General features: G+C 72.7%; 22 protein-coding genes and 1 pseudogene. 18 read left to right on the top strand and 5 right to left on the bottom strand.

Annotated features, from left to right (window positions below; genetic code table 11):
• The first annotated feature begins 509 nt into the window (after window positions 1–509).
• From ACZ63F_RS26395 to ACZ63F_RS26380, 4 genes are all read left to right on the top strand, one after another.
• Window positions 510–1,298: an aldose epimerase family protein gene (locus ACZ63F_RS26395; protein ID WP_469714199.1), complete on the top strand. Its 789-nt coding sequence runs from the start codon at window positions 510–512 to the stop codon at window positions 1,296–1,298.
• A 10-nt stretch (window positions 1,299–1,308) separates the two neighbouring features.
• Window positions 1,309–1,857 carry an orotate phosphoribosyltransferase gene (pyrE, locus tag ACZ63F_RS26390; protein ID WP_352364161.1) on the top strand — a complete coding sequence of 183 codons (549 nt, stop codon included), beginning with the start codon at window positions 1,309–1,311 and terminating at the stop codon, window positions 1,855–1,857.
• Between the two features lie 160 nt (window positions 1,858–2,017).
• Window positions 2,018–3,040 (top strand): class II fructose-bisphosphate aldolase, encoded by a 1,023-nt coding sequence (gene fbaA / locus ACZ63F_RS26385; RefSeq protein WP_390642872.1) that lies wholly within the window; start codon window positions 2,018–2,020, stop codon window positions 3,038–3,040.
• 66 nt (window positions 3,041–3,106) lie between these two features.
• Window positions 3,107–4,546 carry an MFS transporter gene (locus ACZ63F_RS26380; protein ID WP_469714197.1) on the top strand — a complete coding sequence of 480 codons (1,440 nt, stop codon included), beginning with the start codon at window positions 3,107–3,109 and terminating at the stop codon, window positions 4,544–4,546.
• 152 nt (window positions 4,547–4,698) lie between these two features.
• On the opposite strand, the gene ACZ63F_RS26375 is transcribed toward ACZ63F_RS26380, so the two are convergent.
• The 3 genes from ACZ63F_RS26375 to ACZ63F_RS26365 are packed head-to-tail and all read right to left on the bottom strand — an operon-like array spanning window position 4,699 to window position 6,955.
• On the bottom strand, window positions 4,699–5,376 hold the full coding sequence (locus ACZ63F_RS26375; RefSeq protein ID WP_469714195.1) for a hypothetical protein: 678 nt from the start codon (window positions 5,374–5,376) through the stop codon (window positions 4,699–4,701).
• Window positions 5,373–6,455, bottom strand: coding sequence for a metallophosphoesterase family protein (locus tag ACZ63F_RS26370; protein ID WP_469714193.1), 1,083 nt, complete (start codon window positions 6,453–6,455; stop codon window positions 5,373–5,375). The genes ACZ63F_RS26375 and ACZ63F_RS26370 overlap by 4 nt, the downstream gene beginning before the upstream one ends.
• On the bottom strand, window positions 6,452–6,955 hold the full coding sequence (locus ACZ63F_RS26365) for a plastocyanin/azurin family copper-binding protein (protein WP_469714192.1): 504 nt from the start codon (window positions 6,953–6,955) through the stop codon (window positions 6,452–6,454). Before ACZ63F_RS26365 ends, ACZ63F_RS26370 begins: the two co-directional genes overlap by 4 nt.
• Window positions 6,956–7,149: 194 nt before the next feature.
• On the opposite strand from ACZ63F_RS26365, the gene ACZ63F_RS26360 reads away from it, so the two are divergent.
• The 4 genes from ACZ63F_RS26360 to ACZ63F_RS26345 all read left to right on the top strand — a co-directional run bounded on the left by ACZ63F_RS26360 (window position 7,150) and on the right by ACZ63F_RS26345 (window position 9,794).
• Complete coding sequence (locus tag ACZ63F_RS26360; protein ID WP_469714190.1) at window positions 7,150–7,752, top strand: sigma-70 family RNA polymerase sigma factor; 603 nt, start codon at window positions 7,150–7,152, stop codon at window positions 7,750–7,752.
• Window positions 7,753–7,777: 25 nt separating this feature from the next.
• A complete protein-coding gene (locus ACZ63F_RS26355; RefSeq protein ID WP_469714188.1) occupies window positions 7,778–8,584 on the top strand; it encodes a zf-HC2 domain-containing protein in 807 nt (268 codons plus the stop codon).
• A gap of 209 nt (window positions 8,585–8,793) precedes the next feature.
• Window positions 8,794–9,222, top strand: a complete 429-nt coding sequence (locus ACZ63F_RS26350; protein ID WP_469714186.1) for an ATP-binding protein — start codon at window positions 8,794–8,796, stop codon at window positions 9,220–9,222.
• A gap of 245 nt (window positions 9,223–9,467) precedes the next feature.
• Complete coding sequence (locus tag ACZ63F_RS26345; RefSeq protein ID WP_469714183.1) at window positions 9,468–9,794, top strand: hypothetical protein; 327 nt, start codon at window positions 9,468–9,470, stop codon at window positions 9,792–9,794.
• 20 nt (window positions 9,795–9,814) lie between these two features.
• Here ACZ63F_RS26345 and ACZ63F_RS26340 read toward each other — a convergent pair whose 3' ends face one another.
• Window positions 9,815–10,234, bottom strand: a complete 420-nt coding sequence (locus ACZ63F_RS26340) for a DUF3151 domain-containing protein (protein WP_469714181.1) — start codon at window positions 10,232–10,234, stop codon at window positions 9,815–9,817.
• Between the two features lie 172 nt (window positions 10,235–10,406).
• On the opposite strand from ACZ63F_RS26340, the gene ACZ63F_RS26335 reads away from it, so the two are divergent.
• The 10 genes from ACZ63F_RS26335 (at window position 10,407) to ACZ63F_RS26290 (ending at window position 21,695) form a co-directional block, all read left to right on the top strand.
• Window positions 10,407–11,582, top strand: coding sequence for a M23 family metallopeptidase (locus ACZ63F_RS26335; protein ID WP_469714178.1), 1,176 nt, complete (start codon window positions 10,407–10,409; stop codon window positions 11,580–11,582).
• A 143-nt stretch (window positions 11,583–11,725) separates the two neighbouring features.
• The gene (locus tag ACZ63F_RS26330; RefSeq protein ID WP_469714176.1) at window positions 11,726–12,568 is read left to right on the top strand and encodes a tryptophan 2,3-dioxygenase family protein; all 843 of its coding nucleotides are present in this window, start codon (window positions 11,726–11,728) and stop codon (window positions 12,566–12,568) included.
• Window positions 12,561–13,871: a kynureninase gene (kynU, locus tag ACZ63F_RS26325; RefSeq protein WP_469714175.1), complete on the top strand. Its 1,311-nt coding sequence runs from the start codon at window positions 12,561–12,563 to the stop codon at window positions 13,869–13,871. The genes ACZ63F_RS26330 and kynU overlap by 8 nt, the downstream gene beginning before the upstream one ends.
• 176 nt (window positions 13,872–14,047) lie before the next feature.
• On the top strand, window positions 14,048–14,932 hold the full coding sequence (locus tag ACZ63F_RS26320; protein ID WP_469714174.1) for an alpha/beta hydrolase: 885 nt from the start codon (window positions 14,048–14,050) through the stop codon (window positions 14,930–14,932).
• 154 nt (window positions 14,933–15,086) lie between these two features.
• On the top strand, window positions 15,087–16,223 hold the full coding sequence (locus tag ACZ63F_RS26315; RefSeq protein ID WP_469714172.1) for an alpha/beta hydrolase: 1,137 nt from the start codon (window positions 15,087–15,089) through the stop codon (window positions 16,221–16,223).
• A 76-nt stretch (window positions 16,224–16,299) separates the two neighbouring features.
• Window positions 16,300–17,469: an acyltransferase family protein gene (locus ACZ63F_RS26310; protein ID WP_469714171.1), complete on the top strand. Its 1,170-nt coding sequence runs from the start codon at window positions 16,300–16,302 to the stop codon at window positions 17,467–17,469.
• Entirely contained in the window at window positions 17,462–18,868 is a 1,407-nt protein-coding gene (locus tag ACZ63F_RS26305; protein WP_469714169.1) for a sensor histidine kinase, read from the top strand. Before ACZ63F_RS26310 ends, ACZ63F_RS26305 begins: the two co-directional genes overlap by 8 nt.
• Window positions 18,865–19,551: a response regulator gene (locus tag ACZ63F_RS26300; protein ID WP_469714168.1), complete on the top strand. Its 687-nt coding sequence runs from the start codon at window positions 18,865–18,867 to the stop codon at window positions 19,549–19,551. Before ACZ63F_RS26305 ends, ACZ63F_RS26300 begins: the two co-directional genes overlap by 4 nt.
• Window positions 19,552–19,659: 108 nt before the next feature.
• On the top strand, window positions 19,660–21,024 hold the full coding sequence (locus tag ACZ63F_RS26295; RefSeq protein WP_469714166.1) for a sensor histidine kinase: 1,365 nt from the start codon (window positions 19,660–19,662) through the stop codon (window positions 21,022–21,024).
• The gene (locus ACZ63F_RS26290; protein ID WP_294005729.1) at window positions 21,021–21,695 is read left to right on the top strand and encodes a response regulator; all 675 of its coding nucleotides are present in this window, start codon (window positions 21,021–21,023) and stop codon (window positions 21,693–21,695) included. Before ACZ63F_RS26295 ends, ACZ63F_RS26290 begins: the two co-directional genes overlap by 4 nt.
• 101 nt (window positions 21,696–21,796) lie before the next feature.
• Here ACZ63F_RS26290 and ACZ63F_RS26285 read toward each other — a convergent pair.
• Window positions 21,797–22,593 (bottom strand): annotated as a pseudogene (locus ACZ63F_RS26285) (hypothetical protein).
• Window positions 22,594–22,630 lie beyond the last annotated feature (37 nt).

Below are 22,630 nucleotides of genomic sequence, written 5' to 3'. Positions count from 1 at the left end.
CCCACCCGTGCCGCCCTGCGGCACGCCTGCCCGCAGCTATGTAGCTGACGCGACTGCAGCGCCCCGTCAGGGGCGCGGGGAACTGCGCCACAAGCCCCCACCGGCCCGCTGCCGAAATCCGGCCGGCTCCGACCCGCGGCTGGAAGGAACGGCCGGGGCAGCGCCCCGTCAGGGGCGCGGGGAACTGCGCCACAAGCCCCCACCGGCCCGCTGCCGAAATCCGGCCGGCTCCGACCCGCGGCTAGAAGGAACGGCCGGGGCAGCGCCCCATCAGGGGCGCGGGGAACTGCGCGACAAGCCCCCACCGGCCCGCTGCCGAAATCCGGCCGGCTCCGACCCGCGGCTGGAACGAATGGCCGGGGCAGCGCCCCGTCAGGGGCGCGGGGAACTGGGCGTCAAGCCCCCACCGGCCCGCTGCCGAAATCCGGCCGGCTCCGACCCGCGCCCGAAACCCGGCCCCCTCCGCCCCGCGCCCGGAGGACGGGGTGTGCCCCGACTACTCTCGTCCCGTGAGTAACGAAGACATCACGCTGACCGCAGGCGACGCCACCCTCCACCTGCACCCCGGCAACGGCGGCCGGATCGCCGGCCTCGAGGTCGGATCCCTCGAACTCCTCCGGCAGGGCGACCGTTTCGGCTGCTTCCCGATGGTTCCCTGGTGCGGCCGGATCCGGGACGGCCGTTTCCTCGACGGCGCCACCGTCGTCCAGATGCCCCTCAACTCCCCGCCGCACGCCATCCACGGCACCGCCCGCGACGGAGCCTGGCGCACCGCGCGCGTCTCGGCCGACGAGGCCGTCATCACGCGTGAACTCGGCGCCCCCTGGCCGCACCCCGCCCGCGTCACCCACGTCGTCCAGCTCGCCGAGGACTCCCTGACGCTGACGATGTCCGTGGAGGCGTACGAGGATTCCTTCCCGGCGCAGATCGGCTGGCACCCCTGGTTCAACCGGAACCTCGGCGGCCAGGACGTCCAGGTGGACTTCGCGCCCGCCTGGCAGGAGGAGCGCGGCGCGGACCACCTGCCCACCGGCAACCGCATCGACCCGAAGCCCGGCCCCTGGGACGACTGTTTCGGCATGCCCGACGGCGTCGACGTCACCCTCACCTGGCCGGGGCAGCTGGAGCTGAAGGTCGCCAGCCGCGAGCAGTGGGTCGTCGTCTACGACGAGCAGGCGGAGGCCGTCTGCGTGGAGCCGCAGACCGGGCCGCCCAACGGGCTGAACACACTGCCCCGGCTCGTCACGCCCCTGGAGCCGCTGGAAGCCACGACCACCTGGACGTGGACGCGCCTCTAAGCTGGTCGGCATGAGCGACGTACGTGCTGAGCTGCTGCAACAGATCAAGGACAAGGCCGTGGTGCACGGCAGGGTGACCCTGTCGTCGGGGCTGGAGGCCGACTACTACATCGACCTCCGCCGCGTCACCCTCGACGGCGAGGCCGCCCCGCTGGTCGGCCAGGTGCTGCTGGACCTGACCGCCGACCTGGAGTACGACGCCGTCGGCGGGCTCACCATGGGCGCCGACCCGGTCGCCGGCGCCATGCTGCACGCCGCCGCCGCCCGGGGCCGCCGCCTGGACGCCTTCGTCGTACGCAAGGCGGCGAAGGCGCACGGCATGCAGCGCCGTGTCGAGGGCCCGGAGATCAAGGGCCGCCGTGTCCTGGTCGTCGAGGACACCTCCACCACCGGCGGCTCCCCGCTCACCGCCGTGGAGGCCGTGCGCGAGGCCGGCGCCGAGGTCGTCGCGGTCGCCACCATCGTGGACCGCGCCACCGGCGCCGCCGAGAAGATCCAGGAGGGCGCCGGGGTGCCGTACCTGTTCGCCTTCTCGAAGGATGAACTGGGACTGGACTGAACAGCAGGTTGACGACTGGGATTGACCCGGATTTGACCGGCGCGTGGAGCATCGGTTCATGTCTGGAAAGATGGGGACGACGATGACGTCGCCCCCAAGGTCTAGGTCAGGGCCGTAAGAAAACAGCAGTACGCCGACCCGCACACTCAAGGAGCGGACAATGCCCATCGCAACCCCCGAGGTCTACAACGAGATGCTCGACCGGGCGAAGGCAGGCAAGTTCGCCTACCCGGCCATCAACGTCACCTCGACCCAGACCCTGCACGCGGCGCTGCGCGGCTTCGCGGAGGCGGAGAGCGACGGCATCGTCCAGATCTCCACGGGTGGTGCCGAGTTCCTGGGCGGCCAGTACAAGAAGGACATGGTCACCGGTGCGGTGGCGCTCGCCGAGTTCGCGCACGTCGTCGCCGAGAAGTACCCGGTGAACGTCGCGCTGCACACCGACCACTGCCCGAAGGACAAGCTCGACGGGTACGTGCGTCCGCTGCTCGCGATCTCCGAGGAGCGGGTGAAGAACGGCCGCAACCCGCTCTTCCAGTCCCACATGTGGGACGGCTCCGCCGAGACCCTCGCCGACAACCTGGCCATCGCGCAGGAGCTCCTGGAGCAGGCCCGCCGCGCCAACATCATCCTCGAGGTCGAGATCACCCCGACCGGCGGCGAGGAGGACGGCGTCTCCCACGAGATCAACGACTCGCTGTACACGACCGTCGACGACGCGATCCGCACGGCCGAGGCGCTCGGCCTCGGCGAGAAGGGCCGCTACCTGCTGGCCGCCTCCTTCGGCAACGTGCACGGCGTGTACAAGCCGGGCAACGTCGTGCTCCGTCCCGACCTGCTCAAGGAGCTGAGCGACGGCGTGGCTGCCAAGTTCGGCAAGCAGTCGCCGTTCGACTTCGTCTTCCACGGCGGCTCCGGCTCCACCGAGCAGGAGATCCTGACCGCGCTGGAGAACGGCGTCGTGAAGATGAACCTCGACACCGACACCCAGTACGCCTTCACCCGTCCGGTCGCCGATCACATGTTCAAGAACTACGACGGCGTCCTGAAGGTCGACGGCGAGGTCGGTTCCAAGAAGACCTACGACCCGCGCACCTGGGGCAAGCTGGCCGAGGCCGGCATGGCCGCGCGCGTCGTCGAGGCCACGCAGAACCTGCGCTCGGCGGGCAACAAGATCAAGTAAGCCGCATTACGGTCAGGGCCCGGCGTTCGTCTGTCTACGGCGCCGGGTCCGCTGTATACCTGGACCATGCCCGACGTCCGGATCGCCTCAGCCCAGGGCAAGTGGATCCTGCTCACCACCGTCCTCGGCTCCAGCATGGCCCTGCTGGACTCGACGGTCGTCAACGTCGCCCTGCCCCGCATCGGCGACGACCTGGACGCGAGTCTGTCCGCGCTGCAGTGGACGATCAACGCGTACATGCTGACGCTGGCCGGCCTGATCCTGCTCGGCGGCTCGCTGGGCGACCAGTACGGCCGCCGGAAGATCTTCGTGATCGGGGTCGTCTGGTTCGCGGCCGCCTCCCTGATGTGCGGCCTGGCCCCGACCGACGCCGTCCTGATCGGCGCCCGCGCCCTCCAGGGCATCGGCGGCGCCCTCCTCACCCCCGGCTCCCTGGCCCTCATCCAGGCCTCCTTCCACCCCGACGACCGGGCCCGCGCGGTCGGCCTCTGGTCCGGCTTCGGTGGCATCGGCGCGGCGGTCGGACCCTTCCTCGGCGGCTGGCTGGTGGACGGGCCCGGCTGGCGCTGGGTCTTCCTCCTCAACGTCCCGCTGGCGCTGCTCTGCGTCCCCGTCGCGCTGCGGCACGTCCCCGAGTCCGCCGACGGCCGCGCCCACGGCCGCTTCGACATCCTCGGCGCGGTGCTGGGCGCCCTGGCCCTCGGCCTGGTGACCTTCGCGCTGATCGAGGCCGGGACCACCTCGCTGCTCGCCGTCGCGGGCGTCGCGGCCGGCGTGGCATTCGTGTACGTCGAGAAGCGCCGCCAAGACCCGATGCTGCCGCTGGACATCTTCGCGTCCCGCCAGTTCACGGCACTGAACATCGTCACCCTGTGCGTGTACGGCGCGTTCGGCGGCTACTTCTTCCTCACCGCGCTCCAACTCCAGGTGGTGGCGGGCTACTCGGCCCTGGCCGCCGGCACCGCCCTGCTGCCGACGACGGCCCTGATGCTGCTCTTCTCGGCCCGCTCGGGTGCCCTCGCCGACCGCATCGGCCCGCGCATCCCGCTCACGGTGGGCCCGCTGCTGTGCGCCACCGCGATGCTCCTGATGCTGCGCGTCGGCGAACACGCGAACTACCTGACCGACGTCCTCCCGGCGGTCCTGGTGCAGGGCGTCGGCATGGTCACCCTGGTGGCCCCGCTCACCGCCTCCGTCCTCGCCTCCGTGGACACCGCCCGGGCGGGCATCGCCAGCGGCATCAACAACGCTGCGGCCCGCGCCGCCAGCCTGATCGCGGTGGCGGCGCTGCCGCTGCTCGCCGGGATGGGCCCGGAGGCGTACCGGTCCCCCTCGGCGTTCGACGCCGCGTTCGAGCGGGCCATGCCCATCTGCGCCGGCGTCCTGGTGGTCGGCTCGGTCCTGGCGTTCGCCATGGTCCGCCGGCCGGCCCCGGGCTGTGTACGCCCGGAGTGCCGCACCCACGGGAACGTGACCTCGCCGCCGATCGAGGCGAAGAGCAGCTAGGCGCTCCGCTGGAGGTGCCGTGACCTGCGGTCTGCGGTCTGCGGTCTGCCGTCTGCGGTCTGCCGTCTGCTGTCCGCCGTCTGCGGCGGTGTCGTGGCTGGTCGCGCAGTTCCCCGCAGCCGTAGCCGGGTTTCACTGGAAGGGGCTGGAGGCTACTGGCGTCGGTGGAGCAGCGTGGTGCGCAGGTCGTGTTCGGTGATCTGGTCGGCGGGGCGGTGGAGTGTCCAGCGGTGGGCCGCGCCGCCGTCCATGGGCAGCACCTCGACGACGGTCTCCAGCGGCGGGCGGCCGCGTGGGTCACGGCTGAGCTGACGGATGACGACGGCGGTGTCGTCGTCGAGGCCGAGCAGCATGCGCACGGTGTCCCTCAGTTCGCGCAGCCGCGGGCTCGGCCAGGCGCTGCCCGGGCGTGGTTCCAGGGACGTGGCAGGTGGCTCCTTCCGCCCGGCAGCGGTCGAGGCCAGCTGCCAGGCCGCGAGGAACAGCAGTGTGCCGGTCTCGGCGAGCAGGCTGAGGCCGGCCTGCGGAGCGGGTTGCAGTCCGCGCTCGGTGAAGCCGAAGACGCCGACCGTGCGCGAGGCCGCGAAGCCGCCGAGGGCACCGGCCGCGACGCCGGCCGCGGCGGCCCTCAGCAGCAGGGGTGGCGTCCCCGCCGCCAGCAGGACCGCGAGGGCGAAGGAGGCGCCGGCCTGGAGGAGGAACAGGGGGCCGATGACGGGGACGTAGCGGTACCCGTCGACGTACAGCTGGGCGTGGAGGTATCCGCCGGCGGCGAGGGTGCCGGCGGTCGCCCACCGCAGGGCGGGGACGAGGAGCCGTGGGTGGTTCATGCCAGCCTCTCATCCTTGACGGCCAGTTCGCGGTCGCCCTGGCGGTAGCCGACACTGCGGATGCCGAGCGCGGCCTTGAGCTGCCGGGCCGGGACGACCTGCGGGGTGGGGGCGGGGGCACGGCCCGGTTTGGGCAGGGGGTAGGCGGTGGTGGTGGCGGAGTGGAAGGTGATGTTGCCCTCGGTCTTCGTGAACAGCTGGTGGACGTGCCCGTTGAGGCAGGTGACGGAGGAGAACCGGCGCAGCAGGGCGATGACCTTGAGGGCGTCGTCGGTGCTCCAGCCCCACTTCGGGTACATGGCGAACAGCGGGATGTGGCTGAAGACCACGACGGGGGTGTCCGAGGACAGCCCGGCGAGGTCCTTGCGGACGAAGTCGATCTGAGCGTTGCCGAGGTGGCCGAGCTTCTCCAGGCTCAGGGTGTTGACCAGAGCGATGAAGTGCACGCCGTGGGTGTCGAAGCTGTACCAGCCGTCGCCGAGCGTGCCCGCGCCGAAGGTCCGCCGGTAGGCGCGGCCCGCGTCGCCGATGGAGTCGTGCTCGCCCGGCACGGTGAAGACCCGGTCCGTTTTCAGCCCCGACATCATGTGCTTGACCTGGTCGAACTGCCCGGCCGTGGACAGGTGGGTCAGGTCGCCGCTGTGCATGACGAAGTCCGGCCTGAATCCGAGCGAGTTGACCTGGTTCACCGCTTCGGTGAAGGACCCGGCCACGTCCGTGTTCGCCGGGCCCTGGAACCCGATGTGGCTGTCGGAGACCTGTACGAACCGCAGCGTGCCGCTGCCCGCCGCGGCGGCGTTGGCGGCACCGGCGGCGCCCGTGGAGCCCGTGGCATCCGTGGCGTTCTCGGCCGCGGAGCTCCGGGAGCCGGCGATCTGGCTGATCACCTCTCCGCCGGCCACGGTCAGCACCACCGCGCCGCCGAACCACCCGGCGTGCCGCATGAGCTGGCGGCGCGTCATGCCGTGTTCGGTGGCGGGCTCACGCGGCTCACGCGGCTCACGGGGCTCACCGGCTTCGTCGTAGGTGTCGTAGGTGTCGTAGGCGTCGTAGTCGCCGTAGTCGTCGTAGGCGGTCATCGGGTCACCTCCACGGTGGCGGTCATGAACGGGTGGATGGTGCAGAGGTAGGCGAAGGTGCCGGGCTTGGTGAACGTGTGGCTGTAGGTGGCGTGGGTGCCCAGGGCGGCGGAGTGCAGCGGACCGCCCGGTCCGGTGCTGGTGACGGTGTGGGCGTCGGTGTCCTCGTTGGTCCAGGTCACGGTCGTACCCACGGGCACCTTGAGCGTGGCCGGCGCGAAGGCGAAGTTCTTGATCGCGACGGCGGTCCCGCTCACCGGCCTGCCCGTGCTCGGGCGGCTCGCGGGCATGTTCATGTTCGGCATGTTCATGGTGGGCGTCGACGAGGAGTGCGTCGACGAGGAGTGCGGCGACGACGAGTGCGGCGGGCCGCCACACGCGCTGAGCAGCCCCAGCGTGCCGACGGCGACGGCGGCGACGGCGGCGAGGGCCGGCCCGGCCGCGGTGCGTGATCGTCGGCCTCGGGTGCGGGAGTCCGGGGGGTGGTGTGTCCGGTTCACGTCTGATCCGTCCTTTGCTCGTGTAGGTCGGTCCTTGTCCGGCTCCACGGACGGCAACGGTCAGACGGTTCGGTATATATACACTTTTGCGGAATTTCTCCGCGACGCGGTCGGCGCCATGACGGCACGGAGCGCCGAACGCATCGCGCTCTGCGTTACGGGACAAAGCAGTACATGTGCGCGATCATCGACCTATGCCCCGGAGTTTCCGAAAGCGTGATCCAAGGGTTGATCCGGATCGCTCCGCGAGCCGTGTCTCCGGTAGAGGAACGCTTTCGACCGCGGACGAGGAGCTGCTGCGCACTCTCTACGCGGAGCACGCAGGGCCCCTGTTCCACTACGTGCTGAGACTGACATCGGGAGATCGGCAATGGGCGGAGGACGTGGTCCAGGAGACCCTGCTGCGGGCCTGGCAGCACCCCGCCGCGTTCGAGCCCGCACGCGGCCCGGCCCGGGCCTGGCTGTGCACGGTCGCCCGGCATCTGGTCATCGACGCCCACCGGGCCCGGCGGGCCAGGCCGGCCGAGGCCGGCGGCGAGGCCCTGGAGCGGGCCGCGGAGCAGACGCCGGGCGAGGACGAGATCGAGCAGGCACTGCAGAGCTGGGCGGTCGCCGACGCCCTCCGGGCGCTGTCCCCGGATCACCGCGCGGTGCTGCTGGAGACCTACTACCGGGGGCGGACCATGGCGGAGGCAGCACAGGTGCTGGGCATTCCGCTGGGCACCGTCAAGTCGCGCACGTACTACGCCCTGCACGCCCTGCGGCTGGCGCTCCAGGAGCGGGGGATCGAGCCGTGACCGTGATGTGCGGGAGGTGGTGACCGTGGGTGCGGAGCACGACGCCCTGCGGCTTGCGCTGGGTGGATACGTCCTGGGCACACTGCCCCCCGCGGAGACGGAACGGATGCGGGTCCACCTCGCGGAGTGCGACGAGTGCCGGGCCGAACACGCCCGGCTGGCGGGACTGCCCGCGCTGCTGGCGACGGTGACCGCGGCCGAGGCCGAGGCCGCGGGCCGGATCGTGCCGACGGCCGACGGCGACCTGGCCGACCGGCTGGTCGCCCAGGCGGCCGAGGGCGCACAGCTCTCCTCGCCCGTACCGCCCGTACCGCCCGTGGCGGCGCCGCAGGCGCCGCGGGCGGCGCAGACGGGGGTTCTGGAGAGCCTGCTCCAGCGAGCGGCGGCCCGGCGGCGCAGGAGCCGCCGTCTGCAACTGGCGGGCGCCGCCGCCTCCCTGGCGTTCGTCGCGGCAGCGGCCGGCGGCACGTGGCTGGCCACGGTCGGGACCGTGACCAGCCAGGCGACGCCGCCCGGCGCGACCGCACCGGTCGCCTCGCGCACGTTCTCCGGGAGCGACCCCACGACCGGAGTCACCGCCTCGGTGCGGGTCTACCCCTCCGCCTGGGGAAGTGTCCTTCAGGTCCACGCCAAGGGGGCGCCCGCCGGAATGACCTGTCGGCTCCAGGCCGTCGGGCCCGGCGGCAAGAGGGCGGACGGCGCCACCTGGCGGGCGGGCGAATACCCTCCGGGCACCACGGTCCAAGGGGCGGTCGACATGTCCCCGGGGGCCATCCAGCACTTCGAGATCCTCGCGGGCGACGGCCAGAAACTGGTCACCATCCGGTCGTGAGGTGCTCCGGCCGCACCGCTGCCGGAGGCCTCCGCCCGAGCTAGCGAAAAAACTCACAAAAGGCGCGAAACGCTCGAACCGGTGGACATGTGCCGCCCGTGGAACTGAATGAGCGCGCCACTGCAGGACCGGTACACCGAGCCTCCCGACGCCGTCGGCGGTCTCTCCCCATCCCGGTCTCCGCACCTCCACGGAAGAGCCAGAAGACCATGTTCGTGACCGATTCGCCCCGCCCGAGTTCACCGCCCGGCGAGCCCTGCCACCACCAGGCGCTGCTGACCCTGCCCGCGCAGGAGGCGCACGTCCCGGCCGCCCGTCACTTCGCGGCCGATCTGCTGGAGACCTGGAGCGTGCCCGCGAGCGAGCGGGACTCCGCCGTCCTCATCGTGGACGAACTCGCCGCCAACGCCGCCCAGTACGGCCGTGAGTGCATGACCCTGTCGCTCGTCCTCGACCACGGCACCCTGCACATCGTGGTCACCGACTCCGGCATGACGGTGGAGCGCCGGCGCCGCGACACGGCACCCGACGAGCACGGCCGTGGCACCGGCATCGTCCAGTACCTCGCCCAGTCGACCGAGATCCACCAGACCCGCGGCGGCCGCGAGGTCCGCGCCTGCCTGAGGTGTTCGGCATGACCGGCCCCGGCGCTGTCGGCGCAACCGCTGCAACCGGCGCTACCGGCGCTACCGGCGTAACCGGCGGTCCGGGCGAGCCGCGGCACCCGGCCACCGCGCGACCCGGCGAGTGGCCCCCCGCCACCCACAAACCGTGCCCCGTCGACGACTGCCCGGGACCGGCCCAGGGCCACGAGGCGGCACCGTGCCGACGCTGCGGCACCGGCCCCCGTGTCTACGCGGACGCGCCCGACCTGCGTCGCGAGATGCACCGGGTGCTCGCCCTCGGGGCCGAACGCGACGGTCGCCTGGCCGGGCCCGGCACCGGCCCCCGGGCCGACGGGACGGCCGCCGAGCGGGTCTGGCTGCTGCGCAGGGCGGCCCTCATGGACCGGATGGCCCTGGGCGGCGGCTCCGGCCCGGCCGCGGCCGCCGCGGAGACCGCCGAGCAACTCGTCAGGTACGACCGCCGCCATCCCGGCCTCGTGGCCGGGCCGTACCACCCCGACGCGATCACGCTCGCCCGCAGGCGCCTGCTCTACGTCCGCCAGGAGTACGCCGCCTGGACAGCCGCCGGGTGCCCCGGAGCCTGAACCGCCCCTGCTGCCCTCGGCTATCCGTGCAGCTCGGTGTACGCGTCCGCGCTGCTGTCCTTCAGGAACTGCCAGCAGCGCTCGTTCTCGTCCTTCTCGCCGATCTCACCGGCGGCACGGGCGAGCGCGGCGAGGCAGCGCAGGAAGCCCCGGTTGGCCCGGTGCTCCCAGGGCACGGGGCCGTGCCCCTTCCACCCGGCGCGGCGCAGGGCGTCAAGACCGCGGTGGTAGCCGGTGCGCGCGTAGGCGTACGACTCGACGACCGCGCCGCGCTCGAACGCCTCGTCGGCGAGCAGCGCCCAGGCCAGCGAGAAGGTCGGGAACTTCGCCGCCACCTCGACGGGGGCCAGCGACTCCTCGCCCAGCAGGCGGTACGCCTCTTCGTTCTCCGGCAGATACGTCGGCTCCGGGCCGCCGAGCAGGTTCGTGTGCGTCGTCATGGCGCAAGTCTGCCACCGCCGACAACCACATCCCGCGTCCCGCCGTCTTCCAGACCGCCCGTTCCGCGGGCACGGCAGCTGTGACGACAGTCAGGCGTGACGGCAGGCAGGGCAGGCGTGGCAGGCACGGCAGGCGTGGCGACAGGCAGGCGTGACGGCAGGGGGAGCACACGTGCGTGAAACGGTGCGCGGCGGGCAGCCGGCGGAGGCCGCCGCCCTGGCCCGCTTCCTCACCGCGGACCCGGAGCAGTGGCCCCGGCTCGCCCCGCGGGTGACGGCGGCGGTCGGGATCCCGGCGCTGGAGCGGATCGTGCACGCCACGAACGCCAGGATCGGCGCGTTCGGCACCGTCACGGACGGCCCGGACGGGCTGATCGTGTCCGGCAGCGCGGGCCGGGTGCGGGCCTGGGCCCAGGCGGACCCGGACGGCCGGCTCACCGCCCTGCGCATCGAGGGCGCCCGCTACACCCCGCCCGGACGCCGGCTGCCCGCGCACCTCGTCTGGGCGGTCTCTCTCGTCCTGGTCGCCGCCTGGAACGTCCTGATCCTCTGGACGGCCGGCGACCGCACCGCCTGGACCGACGACCTGGCCACCCTCGCCGCGTTCTACGTGGTCGTCGAGGGCTGCGGTGCACCCGCGATGCAACCCCGACCGCTCAGACGGGCGGTCGAGGCGGGCGCGGTGGCCGCCGTCGCCTCGGCGTGGCGGCTGCCGGGGCTGCCGGCCGGGGCCGGCCCGTCCGGACTCGCCGTCGGGCTCGTCCTGCTCGCGGGCGCCGGGTGGCTGGTCACCGCTGCCCGGCTGCACCGCAGGGCCGCCCCGCTCTCCCGGCCGCTGCGGTTCCCGCTGGAGGGCGCCTGGTACGTCGTACAGGGCGGCGGCCCGGCGGTGAACCACCACGCCCGGGTGCCGGAGCAGCGCGCCGCCCTCGACCTGGTCGCGCTCGGCCGGTACGGCACCCGTACCCGGCCCGGCCGCGAGCCGACGGCGTACGCCGCCTACGGGCGGCCCGTCCGGTCCCCCTGCGACGGCACGGTGGTCTCCGCGGCCGACGGCATCGCCGACCAGCGCCCGGGGGAGATCCGCTACCAGCCTCCGTACGGCAACCACGTGTTCGTCGACACCGGCCGGGAGATCGTGAAACTCGCCCACCTGCGCCCGGGCTCGGTCACGGTGTCCGAAGGCGACACGGTCCGGGCCGGCCAGCTGCTCGGCGAGGTCGGCAACAGCGGCAACAGCACCGAGCCCCACCTGCATCTGCACGCGGAACGTGACGGGGTCGGGCTCGACCTGGTGTTCGAGGGGGTGCCCGGACGGCTGTACCGGGGGCGCACGGTCCGCGGCTGAGGGGCGGCCGCCGGACGGGGGCTCCCGACGGGCGGGCCTTGCCGTATCCGGGTTACGTTGCGGAAGATGCCGGTGGGGACCGGGGCCCCCGTGTCGGCATCGGCAGGGGCGGACCGCTACCCGGAGTACAACAGGAGACAGCGATGTCCCATGAGGCTCTCGAAAGCAACGAGCCCGAGACCCCGCATCTCGACTTCGCCGGCACGACGCCGTACGAGGACTACGTCAAGGCGGACGTGCTCACCCACCTCCAGCACACCCTCTCCGACGATCCCGGAGAGATGGTCTTCCTGGTCACGACCCAGGTGATGGAGCTGTGGTTCACCGTCATCGTCCACGAGTGGGAGACGGCCGCGGCGGCGCTGCGCGGCGACGACATCCCCACCGCGATCGCCGCGCTGAAGCGTTCCGTCCGCGAGCTGGAGGCGCTGAACGCCTCCTGGAGACCGCTCGGCCAGCTCACCCCGGCCCAGTTCAACTCCTACCGGTCCGCCCTCGGCGAGGGCTCCGGTTTCCAGTCGGCGATGTACAGGCGGATGGAGTTCCTGCTCGGCGAGAAGTCCGCGTCCATGCTCGTCCCGCACCGCGGCGCGCCGCGGGTCCACGCGGAACTGGAGAAGGCGCTGCACGAGCCGAGCCTGTACGACGAGGTGGTGCGGGTGCTGGGGCGGCGGGGGTATCCGATCCCGGAGGCGGAGCTGGTGGAACGTGACATATCACTGCCCTATACACCTTCCGAGGCCGTCGAGGCCGCCTGGACCGCCGTCTACTCGGGCGAAGAGGACGCCGACCTCGCCCGCCTCGGCGAGGCCCTGACCGACGTCGCCGAACTCGTCTGGCGCTGGCGCAACGACCACCTCGTCGCCACCCGCCGCGCCATGGGCGCCAAGGCGGGCACGGGCGGCTCGGCCGGGGTCGCCTGGCTGGAGAAGCGCGCCCGCAAGAACGTGTTCCCTGAGCTGTGGACGGCGAGGTCCCATGTCTGAGCTGTCTGAGCTGTCTGAGCCGTCCGAGCCGTCTGAGCCGTCCGAGCCGTCCGAGCGGGCCCTGAGGGCGGCGAAGCTGGACGCCGAGGACGAACTGGCCGGGGTGCGCGAGCGCTTCGTGCTCGACGAGGTCGTCTACCTGGACGGCAATTCGCTGGGCGCCCTGCCCGCGCACGTCCCCGGCCGCGTCGAGGACGTCGTCCGACGTCAGTGGGGCGAGCTGCGGATCCGCTCCTGGGACGAGAGCGGCTGGTGGACGGCGCCCGAGCGGATCGGCGACCGGATCGCCCCGCTGGTCGGCGCGGCGGCCGGCCAGATCGTGGTGGGCGACTCGACAAGTGTCAACGTCTTCAAGGCACTTGTGGGTGCGGTACGGCTGGCGGGGGAGGGCCGTGACGAGATCCTGGTCGACGCGACGACCTTCCCCACGGACGGCTACATCGCCGAGTCGGCGGCCCGGCTGACGGGTTGCACCCTGCGCCCGGTCACGCCGGCCGAGGTCCCGGCGGCGCTCGGCGACCGTACCGCCGCCGTGCTCCTCAACCACGTCGACTACCGCACCGGACGCCTCCACGACCTGCCCGCCCTCACCGCCGCGGTCCACGCGGCCGGGGCGGTGTCCGTCTGGGACCTGTGCCACAGCGCGGGCGCGCTGCCGGTGGGCCTCGACGAGCACGGGGTCGACCTGGCGGTCGGCTGCACCTACAAGTACCTGAACGGCGGCCCGGGTTCACCGGCGTACCTGTACGTCCGGCGGGAACTGCAGGGCCGCTTCGACTCCCCGCTGCCCGGCTGGAACTCCCATGCGGAGCCCTTCGGGATGCGCCCGGCGTACGAACCGGCGGGCGGGGCGGTACGCGGTCGCGTCGGCACCCCGGACATCCTCTCCATGCTCGCCCTGGAGGCGGCCCTGGAGGTGTGGGAGGGGGTGCAGGTGGCGGCCGTACGCGCCAAGTCGCTCGCCCTGACGGACTTCTTCCTGGAGTGCGTCGAGGCGTACGTCCCGGCGGGCCGCGTCGCGTGCGTGACCCCGGCGGCCCATGAGGAGCGCGGCAGCCAGATCGCGCTGCGCTGCCCCGGCGCCGGGGACGTGATGCGACGGCTGATCGAGCGGGGCGTCGTCGGGGACTTCCGGCACCCGGACGTGCTCCGCTTCGGTTTCACCCCGCTGTACGTCGGCTTCGCGGACGCGGAGCGGGCGGCGCGGGTGCTGGCGGAGGTCCTGGCGGAGGCGTCTGCAGAGGTGTCGGCGGAGGGGCCGGAAGCGGCGGCGGGAGGCGCGGCGGGGGCGGCGCTCGCCTAGCGACAAGCCGACATAGTGATCCCCGGGAAAGGGCCGGGACGGTACAGAACCGAGCAATCCTCACCGTGCGTGACATCCACGTGTCCGCGCACGTCACGGGCCTGATACCGTCCCGGCCAACGGCCGAATTCCCCACCTGGTCCGCCAACATCATTACGTCGCTGAGAGGTTGGAGCATGCCGGACGACGCCGCAGCAGCCCGGGCCGCCGCCGAGGAGGAGTCGGCCTTCTCGCACCCGCACGTCGCGCCCGACGCCACGGCCGCCTACGGCGACCATCCCGACCAGGTGATCGACTTCTACGCCCCGCGTACCGAGGAGCCGTCGGCCCCGCTGGCCCCGCTGGTGGTGGTCCTGCACGGTGGCGCGTGGCGTGCGCCGTACGACCGCGGCCACGTGACCCCCTTCGCCGACTACCTGGCCCGGCGCGGTTTCGCGGTGGCCAACGTCGAGTACCGGCGCGGTACGACGCTTCCCGCGCAGGGCGGTACGGCCCCGGTGGCGGGCCGCTGGCCGGACACCTTCGACGACGTGGCGGCGGCGCTGGACGCCCTGCCCGGCCTGGTCCGCGAGGCGGTCCCGCGGGCGGACCTGCGCCGTACGGTCCTCACCGGCCACTCGGCCGGCGGCCACCTGGCGCTGTGGGCGGCGGCACGGCACGTCCTCCCGGCGGACGCCGCGTGGCGCACCGCCGGTCCTGCGCCCCTGCGGGGCGTGGTGGCCCTGGCCCCGATCGCGGACTTCGCGATGGCCGAGAAGCTGGACGTCTGCGGCAACGCGGCCCTGCAACTCCTCGGCGGCGACGAGAAGTTCGCCGACCGTCAGCCGTACGCCGACCCCGCGCTCCTGCTCCCGACCGGCATCGCGACCACCCTGGTCCAGGGCCGCACGGACGTGGTCGTCCCGCAGGCGGTCGCCGAGTCCTACGCGGACGCGGCGGCCAAGGCGGGCGAGGTGGTGGGCCTGACGCTCCTGGGGGAGGTCGGCCACTTCCCCCTCATCGACCCGGCCGCGGACGCCTGCGCGGTGGTGGCGGAGGAGATCGCCCAACTGGCCTGGTGACGGGCCAACCCTGAGGGTTTCCCGGCATACCCGTAGTACCTGAGAGCTACTTCCCAGGTGAGCTCCCGGGCGGGACGCGAACGACGCGGTCCGGTCCGTAATTTCCCGATCAGAGCAGCCCGACGGCCGGGCGCACTGAGCGGGGGGACCGACCATGACGGCGGCGACGGGGGAGCGGCAGGGGCAGGAGCGGGAGCAGAGGGAGCGGCAGGAACAGAAGCGGGAGCCGGGGGAGCGGCAGGAACAGGAGCGGGAGCAGAGGGGGCGGCGAGGGCCGGGTCGGGGGCGTTGGTGGGTGCGTCGGCGCGGGAGGCTGTGCCGCACTCTTCTCGCCGCTCTCCTCGCCGCCGCCGTGGTCCTCCCGCTGTCCGCGGCCGCCCGGCCCGCAATTCCCGCTCCGCCGCCCGCAGTTCTCCCCGCACGTCTCACCCCGGCGACCCTCGCCACCGCCTACGAGGCCAACCGGGAGAACGCCGCCGAGGCCGCCCGCATGGCCGCCGCCGGCGGCGACCTCTCCCGCGCCGCCGCCAACCGCGCCCTCGCGTCCCCCTCCCGTCACCTGCTCCACCTCGACGCCCGCGGTCCCGGCCAGGTCACCGAGGTCCTCGGCGATCTGGCGCATGCGACACGCATCGCCGTCCTGGTCCCCGGCTCGGACACCACCCTCGACACCTACGCCCGCTTCCACACGGCGGCCGAGTCCCTGTACCGGCGCCTCACCCACGAACGCCGGACCCACGACCGTGAGCGGCGACGGACCCGGGTCGCCGTCGTCGCCTGGCTCGGCTACCGCACGCCTGCGACGATCAGCGCCGCGGTCCTCACCCCAAGCCGGGCCGCCCAAGCCGCCCCGCACCTGCGTGACGTCCTCCGCGAACTGCGCACCCTCACCACCCCGGGGCCCGCGTCCGTCGCCCTCCTCTGCCACTCGTACGGCACGGTGGTCTGCGCCCGCGCCGCCCCCACCCTCACCGGCCTGGGCGTCACCGACATCGCCCTGGTCGGCAGCCCCGGTACCGGCGCCGGCTCGGCCGCGGCCCTGCACACCTCCGCCCGTGTCTGGGCGGCCCGGGGAGCGGCCGACTGGATAGCCGAGGTCCCGCACGTCCGCGCCGATCTGTTCGGCACGACTGTCGGCTTCGGCACCGATCCGGTCTCACCGTCCTTCGGCGCCCGCGTCTTCGCGGCGGGCCCCGGCGGCCACAGCGACTACTTCACCCCGGGCTCGGACTCCCTGACCAACCTCGCCCGGATCGTCCTCGGCGAGACAACGGAGGTCACCCGTGCGTAAGCCGCCGGCACCCCGCCTCCCCGACCGCAGACCACACCACGTACGGCGCGGCATACGGCACGGCATACGAGACCGTGTGCGACGCGTCGCCCACCGCATCGACGCCGCCACCCCACCCGGCCGGGACCGCTCCGTGGACGCCCTGCGCGCGGTCGCGGTGCTCGGCGTGGTCCTGGGCCACTGGCTGGTGACGGCGCTGGTGGCGGACGGCGGCCGACTGCGCACCGCCAGCCCCCTCCAGCACCTGCCCGAGCTGGCCCCGATCTCCTGGCTCTTCCAGACCCTCGCCGTGTTCTTCCTGGTCGGCGGCCACGTCGCCACGCGCAGCCATGCCACTGCCCAGGCCGAGGGCACCGCCTACCACCGCTGGCTGACGGCCCGACTGACCCGCCTGTTCAAGCCCGTCGCCGCGCTCCTCGCCCTCTGGACGGTCGTGACCACCGCCCTCCTCCTGTCGGGCACCGACGTCACCACCGTCCGCACCCTCGCCAAACTCGCTCTCTCCCCCCTCTGGTTCCTCCTGGTCTTCGCGGCACTGACGGCGGCGACCCCGCTCGTCGCCCGGCTCAACCCGCTGTGGCCGCTGGCCGTCGTCCTCCATGTGGACCTGCTCCGTTTCGGCTTCGGCGCCCCGCCCGCCGTCGGCTGGGTGAACCTGGCGGCCGGCTGGCTGGTGCCGTACTCCCTGGGTGCCGCCTGGTCCCGTGGCGAACTGGACCGCCCGCGCGCCGGCTGGGTCCTGCTCATCGGCGGTGCGGCGGCGACGGCCGGCCTCGTCGCGTGGGCGGGCTACCCGGCGTCGATGGTCGGCGTGCCCGGCGCGTCCGTCTCCAACCTCGACCCGCCCACCCTGGCCGCCGTCACCTTCGGCCTGGCCCAGTGCGGCCTGGCCCTGCTGCTGCGCGAGCGGCTGCGTCGCACCATGCGCCGCCCCCTGGCCTGGGCGGCGGTGGCCTTCGTGAACCTCTCCGCGATGACGATCTTCCTCTGGCACCAGACGGCCCTGATGGCGACCACGGCAACCGGCCTCCCGTTCGGCCCCCTCCCCGGCCTCCACACACCCCCCGACCACCTCGGCTGGGTCGCCGCCCGCCTGCTCTGGCTCCCGGCCTTCGCCCTGACGCTCGCTGTGTGCTGGGCGGCGTTCCACGGGTACGAAAGCGGCCGCCCCCGGGCCCGCTCGCGCGTCGTCCGGAGCCGCCCCAACGCCGACCGGGCTACCCCGAGGGGAGCCCGCCATGTCTAGGCTGATCGCCGTGACGGAGACGGGGACCCGGCGGGTGGAGTGGATCGGGCTCGGCCGCGTGCTGCGCTGGCTTCGGACACTCCGCGACGACCTGTGCACCGCCCGCCTGGACCCGCTGCCCCCTTCGGTATGGCTGCGCTGGCTGCCGCACGGTGTGCTGTGTGTGGCGGCGATCGGCATCACGATCGGTGGCGTGGCGCAGTTCCAGCACAACGGGCAGTTGGGTGCCGGTCTGGCCTCGCTGCTCGGGTTCGCCGCGGGCGGCGCCGTGCTCCTCGCGATGTGGCGGCCCGTCCCGGCGTGGTGGCTGTCGACAGGGGGCATGCTGGCGGGTGCCGTCACGCTGCACGGCCGGCTGGGCACGACACCGGTGGTCCTGTTCACGTGGCCCTGGACCGTGGCCGGGATCATCGCGCAGCTGCTGGTCCTGCTGCTGCTCGCGCTGCGGGTCCGGGTGCGGGTGGCGGTCGAGGCGCTGGCCGTGACCGTCCTGGTCACCTGGCTGCTCGACGGCGTCTGGGGTGCGCCCCCGCACCAGTCGACCTCCGTGGTGACCGTCGTCCTGTCCGTGATCGTCGTGGCGCTCGGCACGGCGCTGCGCGGCCGCCGCGAGGCGCGCGCGGAACTCGGCCGCCAGGCCTCGCTCACCGAGGAGGAGCGGGCCCGGCGCACCCTGCTGGAGGAGCGCAGCCGGATCGCGCGCGAACTGCACGACGTGGTCGCCCACCACATGTCGGTCATCTCCATCCAGGCGCAGGTCGCCCCCCACCTGGTGGAGAACCCGCCGGACGAGCTGCGCGAGAACCTCGAGGGCATCCGGCACAACGCGCTGGAGGCACTGACCGAACTGCGCAGAGTGCTGGGCGTGCTGCGTTCCGAGGGCCCCGACGAGGACGCGCCCGACGACGGCCCCGGCACCGGCCCGCACAGCCCGCAGCCCACCCTGGACCGGCTGGACCGGCTGGTCGAGAACACCAGGGCGGCCGGTCTGACCGTCACCACCCGGATCAACGGCGAGCGGCGCCCGATGCAGTCGGGTGTGGAGCTGTCGGCGTACAGGATCGTGCAGGAGGCGCTGAGCAACGTCCTGCGGCACGCGCCCGGGGCGACCGCCCATGTCGAGATCGAGTACATCCCCTACGGGCTTCTGCTGTCCGTGGCGAACTCCCGGCCGACCCGGCCCGCGCCGCCGTCGCCGGGCGCGGGGCACGGGCTGCTCGGCATGCGGGAACGGGCCATGATGCTCGGCGGGTCGCTGACGGCGGGCCCCCTGGCGGACGGCGGCTACCGGATCTTCGCGGAGATCCCGGCCACCGCGCCCGGCCTGATGTCCCACAGGATCGCGAACCCCACCACCGGCACCACCCGTGCCCCCGGCCCGAAGGACGACCGCGCATGACGAGCAGCACCGGCAGCCCCATCCGGGTGGTCATCGCCGACGACCAGCAGATGGTCCGGCAGGGCTTCACCGTGCTGCTGAACGCCCAGCCCGGCATCGAGGTGGTCGGCCAGGCGGTGGACGGCCTGGACGCGGTGGCCAAGGTCGCCGAACTCACCCCGGACGTCGTCCTGATGGACATCCGCATGCCCGAACTGGGCGGCATCGAGGCCACCCGCCGGATCGCCGGTGCGCACCCGCACATCAAGGTGCTGGTGCTCACCACCTTCGACCTGGACGAGTACGTGTACGAGGCGTTGCGCTCCGGCGCGTCCGGGTTCCTGCTCAAGGACGCCTCGGCGGACAAACTGGCCGAGGCGGTACGGGTGGTGGCCGCCGGTGACGCACTGCTCGCGCCCGGCATCACCCGGCGCCTGATCACCCAGTTCTCCCAGCTGGACGGGGGCGGGGTACGCGCCCCGCTGAAGGCGCGGATCGCCGATCTGACCGAGCGCGAGACGGAGGTCCTCGCCCTGATCGCGCAGGGCCTGTCGAACGCGGAGATCGCTGCCCGGCTGGTCGTCGCCGAGCAGACCGTGAAGACACACGTGGGCCGCATCCTGGTGAAGCTGGGCCTCAGGGACCGCACCCAGGCGGCGGTGTTCGCGTACGAGTCGGGACTGGTCAGGCCTTCCGGATACTGACCTGCCGCCCGCTGCTCCGCGACGTACCCGTAGTACCTGAGAAGGATGCCGGAGGACCCTTCTCACTGGTGACGACGGCTGCCCCCGCCTCCGCCTACGGTCGTGTACGTGACCGAGACGACCCACTCGCAGCCGATGCCGCCGCAGCCGCCGGACGGCGCGTTCGAACCGTACAAGCCACGCAGCCCGGAGCTCCGGGCGATGCTGGACGCCCTGGGCAGGTTGCGGCAGGACCTGTTCACGGACGCCTTCGCCTACCGGCCGTTGCCCCGCATGAGCATCGACCGGCCGTTTGTCCGCCATCTGCCGGCGCGATGGCGGGAGTACGCGGCCTGGACCCCGCACCTCGCGGTCGCCGCGGCGGGTGTGCTGGCGCTCCTGGTGAGCACCGCGGACCGCCCGGTGGGATCGGCGTTCGGCCTGCTGTCCAGCCTGCTCGTCGTGGCACCGGTGCTCCTCACGCTGGCGCGTCCGGTCGGCGCCTTCTGGCTGTCGCTCGCCGCGGGCTGGGTCGACACCCTGCTGAACAGCTACTGGGAGAGCTGGCCGTGGGCACCGGGCAGCTTCGTCTCCCACCTGACGGTGCTCACGGTCGTCGCGATCCGTACCCGTCCCCGCACGGCGGCCTGGATGTGGGCGGTCACCGCGTTCTACGGTTTCGTGAGCGTCTCGGCCCTGGGCGGGGGCCACTACGACAACGACGTCGGCTCGATGCTGGTCGTCTCCGCGATAGTCCTGCTGGCGGTCACGGTCCGGCAGATCCGCCGGGAGGCAGAGCAGACGGTGACCGCGCAGCAGACGCAGACGGCACACGAGCGTTCCCGGCGCACGCTCCTCGAGGAGCGCACGACGATCGCCCGCGAGCTGCACGACGTGGTCGCCCACCACATGTCCGTCGTGGCCATCCAGGCGGAGGCCGCCCCCTACCGGGTGCAGAACCCGCCGCCGGAGTTGGAGAAGGCGTTCGTCACGATCCGGGAGAACGCGGTGGCGGCGCTCACCGAACTGCGCCGGGTGCTGGGTGTGGTCCGCGCCGAGGACTACGAAGTGCCGGAGGCCCCGCAACCCACCCTCGCCGACCTGGACGCGCTGCTCGACAACGTACGGGAGGCAGGGCTGACCGTCGACAAGGCGGTGACCGGCGCGGTGCGTGAACTGCCGCAGGGCGTGGAGCTGTCGGCGTACCGGATCGTCCAGGAGGCGCTGAGCAACACCCTGCGCCATGCGCCGGGAGCGAGCGCACGCGTCGAGATCGGTTACGTCATCGGCGGCCTGGGCCTGCGCGTGGTCAACGGCCCGCCGCCGCAGCCCGCCCTTGTCGAACCGTCCCCGGGCGCCGGCCACGGCATCACCGGCATGCGGGAGCGGGTCTCCATGCTGAACGGCGAGATGACGGCGGCCCCGACGGCCGAAGGAGGCTACGAGGTGACGGTCTTCCTCCCCGTCGCCACCACCCGCGAAGGTGATGCATGACCGACCGCACCATCCGCGTACTGATCGCCGACGACCAGATGATGGTGCGCGAGGGCTTCTCGGTCCTGCTGAACGCGATGCCGGACATCGAGGTCGTCGGCGAGGCGGTCAACGGCCGGCAGGCGGTGGACCGGGTCCGCGAACTCGCCCCCGACGTGGTCCTGATGGACATCCGCATGCCCGAGCTGAACGGCATCGAGGCGACCCGCGAGATAGTCGCCGCCGACAGCACGGCGAAGGTTCTCGTCCTGACCACCTTCGATCTGGACGAGTACGTGTACCAGGCGCTGCGCGCCGGAGCCTCCGGCTTCCTCCTCAAGGACGCCTCGGCCCGCCAACTCGCCGAAGGCGTAAGGGTGGTGGCCTCGGGTGAGGCCCTCCTCGCCCCCACGGTCACCAAGCGCCTGATCACCGAGTTCTCCAGGCTCTCCGACACCCCGCGCCTGATGCCCACGGCCCACGCCGCCTACGGCGACCTCACGGACCGCGAGACGGAGGTCCTGGTCCTCATCGCCCAGGGCCTGTCCAACGCGGAGATGGCCGAGCGCCTGGTGGTGGCCGAGTCGACGGTGAAGACCCACGTCAGCCGGATCCTGGTGAAGCTGGGCCTCAGAGACCGTACCCAGGCGGCGGTCTTCGCGTACGAGGCACGGCTGGTGACGCCGGGATAGAACAGGAGAAGCCCATGCACCGGCGTTGTGCACAGCCGTTGCAGCGATTCGACCGCGGGAGCGCCGCGGGTGCCGGCGGTGCGTTGCCGCCGACGGGGAGGTCAGCCGGCGTCTCCGGTGAGCAGGTCGTCCGCCGCGTGTGCGTGGACCGCCCGCTGCGCCCAGCTCTCGAGCTGCTCCGTGTCGGTGCAGGCCAGCACATGCGCCCGCAGCGCATCCGGCACGGCGAGGCCCCGCCAGTCCAGGATCTGCAGCACCATCTCGGCCTTGGCCTGGGCCCGGCCTTCCTCGCGGCCCTCTTCCCGGCCTTCTTCCCTGCCTTCCTCTCGGACCTTCTCGGCGACCTCGTGCCGGAAGAAGTAGTGGACCGTCATCATCAGCTCCTTCCACATCTGCCTGGCTTCCGCATCGACCAGGGGGCCCTTACCATGCGTCATCGCCGAGAACGCCGTGAGGAACACGTCCCGTGAGGCCTCCGCCTCGTCGGTGATCAGCGGGACGTTCTCCGGACTCAGCACGAGCGGCCGCACGGTGAGCGAGTGCCACCCGGGCAGCCCGAGCCGAATAGGCTGCGCCGCCCAGCGGGCCGTGGACGTGCTCTGGGTCAGGACGATCAGCACGGGCTCCCAGCCGTACTTGGCGTAGAGGTAGCTGAGGTAGTACGCCCAACTGCTCCGCTTGCCGTCGTCCCGCCCTCCCTGGGACTCGATGACCAGCAGGTACGAGCCTTCCTCCGTCTCTACCCGTAACAGGGTGTCCACGCGCCGCTCGACCGGTTCGATCTCCGTCAGATCCGCTTCAGCACCGCGAAGTCACGCGGTTCCGGGATCGGGATGCGCAGCACACGTTGCAGGGTGCGCGTGAAACCCGCCGGGTCCTTCTGGCAGAGCTGGTGCAAGCCCTCGTGCGGCGAACTGGCGGAAGTCCACCCACTC

Source organism: Streptomyces sp. NPDC104761, from assembly GCF_055583445.1.
The sequence above is the reverse complement of the archived record's forward strand: the minus strand, read 5'-3'. Positions and strand labels throughout refer to the sequence as shown.

Coding starts and splice junctions, on each gene's coding strand:
- pyrE (WP_352364161.1), top strand. CDS start 1,309: ATGAGCGACGTACGTGCTGAGCTGCTGCAACAGATCAAGGACAAGGCC.
- fbaA (WP_390642872.1), top strand. CDS start 2,018: ATGCCCATCGCAACCCCCGAGGTCTACAACGAGATGCTCGACCGGGCG.
- ACZ63F_RS26380 (WP_469714197.1), top strand. CDS start 3,107: ATGCCCGACGTCCGGATCGCCTCAGCCCAGGGCAAGTGGATCCTGCTC.
- ACZ63F_RS26375 (WP_469714195.1), bottom strand. CDS start 5,376: ATGAACCACCCACGGCTCCTCGTCCCCGCCCTGCGGTGGGCGACCGCC.
- ACZ63F_RS26370 (WP_469714193.1), bottom strand. CDS start 6,455: ATGACCGCCTACGACGACTACGGCGACTACGACGCCTACGACACCTAC.
- ACZ63F_RS26360 (WP_469714190.1), top strand. CDS start 7,150: ATGCCCCGGAGTTTCCGAAAGCGTGATCCAAGGGTTGATCCGGATCGC.
- ACZ63F_RS26350 (WP_469714186.1), top strand. CDS start 8,794: ATGTTCGTGACCGATTCGCCCCGCCCGAGTTCACCGCCCGGCGAGCCC.
- ACZ63F_RS26345 (WP_469714183.1), top strand. CDS start 9,468: ATGCACCGGGTGCTCGCCCTCGGGGCCGAACGCGACGGTCGCCTGGCC.
- ACZ63F_RS26340 (WP_469714181.1), bottom strand. CDS start 10,234: ATGACGACGCACACGAACCTGCTCGGCGGCCCGGAGCCGACGTATCTG.
- ACZ63F_RS26330 (WP_469714176.1), top strand. CDS start 11,726: ATGTCCCATGAGGCTCTCGAAAGCAACGAGCCCGAGACCCCGCATCTC.
- kynU (WP_469714175.1), top strand. CDS start 12,561: ATGTCTGAGCTGTCTGAGCTGTCTGAGCCGTCCGAGCCGTCTGAGCCG.
- ACZ63F_RS26320 (WP_469714174.1), top strand. CDS start 14,048: ATGCCGGACGACGCCGCAGCAGCCCGGGCCGCCGCCGAGGAGGAGTCG.
- ACZ63F_RS26315 (WP_469714172.1), top strand. CDS start 15,087: ATGACGGCGGCGACGGGGGAGCGGCAGGGGCAGGAGCGGGAGCAGAGG.
- ACZ63F_RS26305 (WP_469714169.1), top strand. CDS start 17,462: ATGTCTAGGCTGATCGCCGTGACGGAGACGGGGACCCGGCGGGTGGAG.
- ACZ63F_RS26300 (WP_469714168.1), top strand. CDS start 18,865: ATGACGAGCAGCACCGGCAGCCCCATCCGGGTGGTCATCGCCGACGAC.
- ACZ63F_RS26290 (WP_294005729.1), top strand. CDS start 21,021: ATGACCGACCGCACCATCCGCGTACTGATCGCCGACGACCAGATGATG.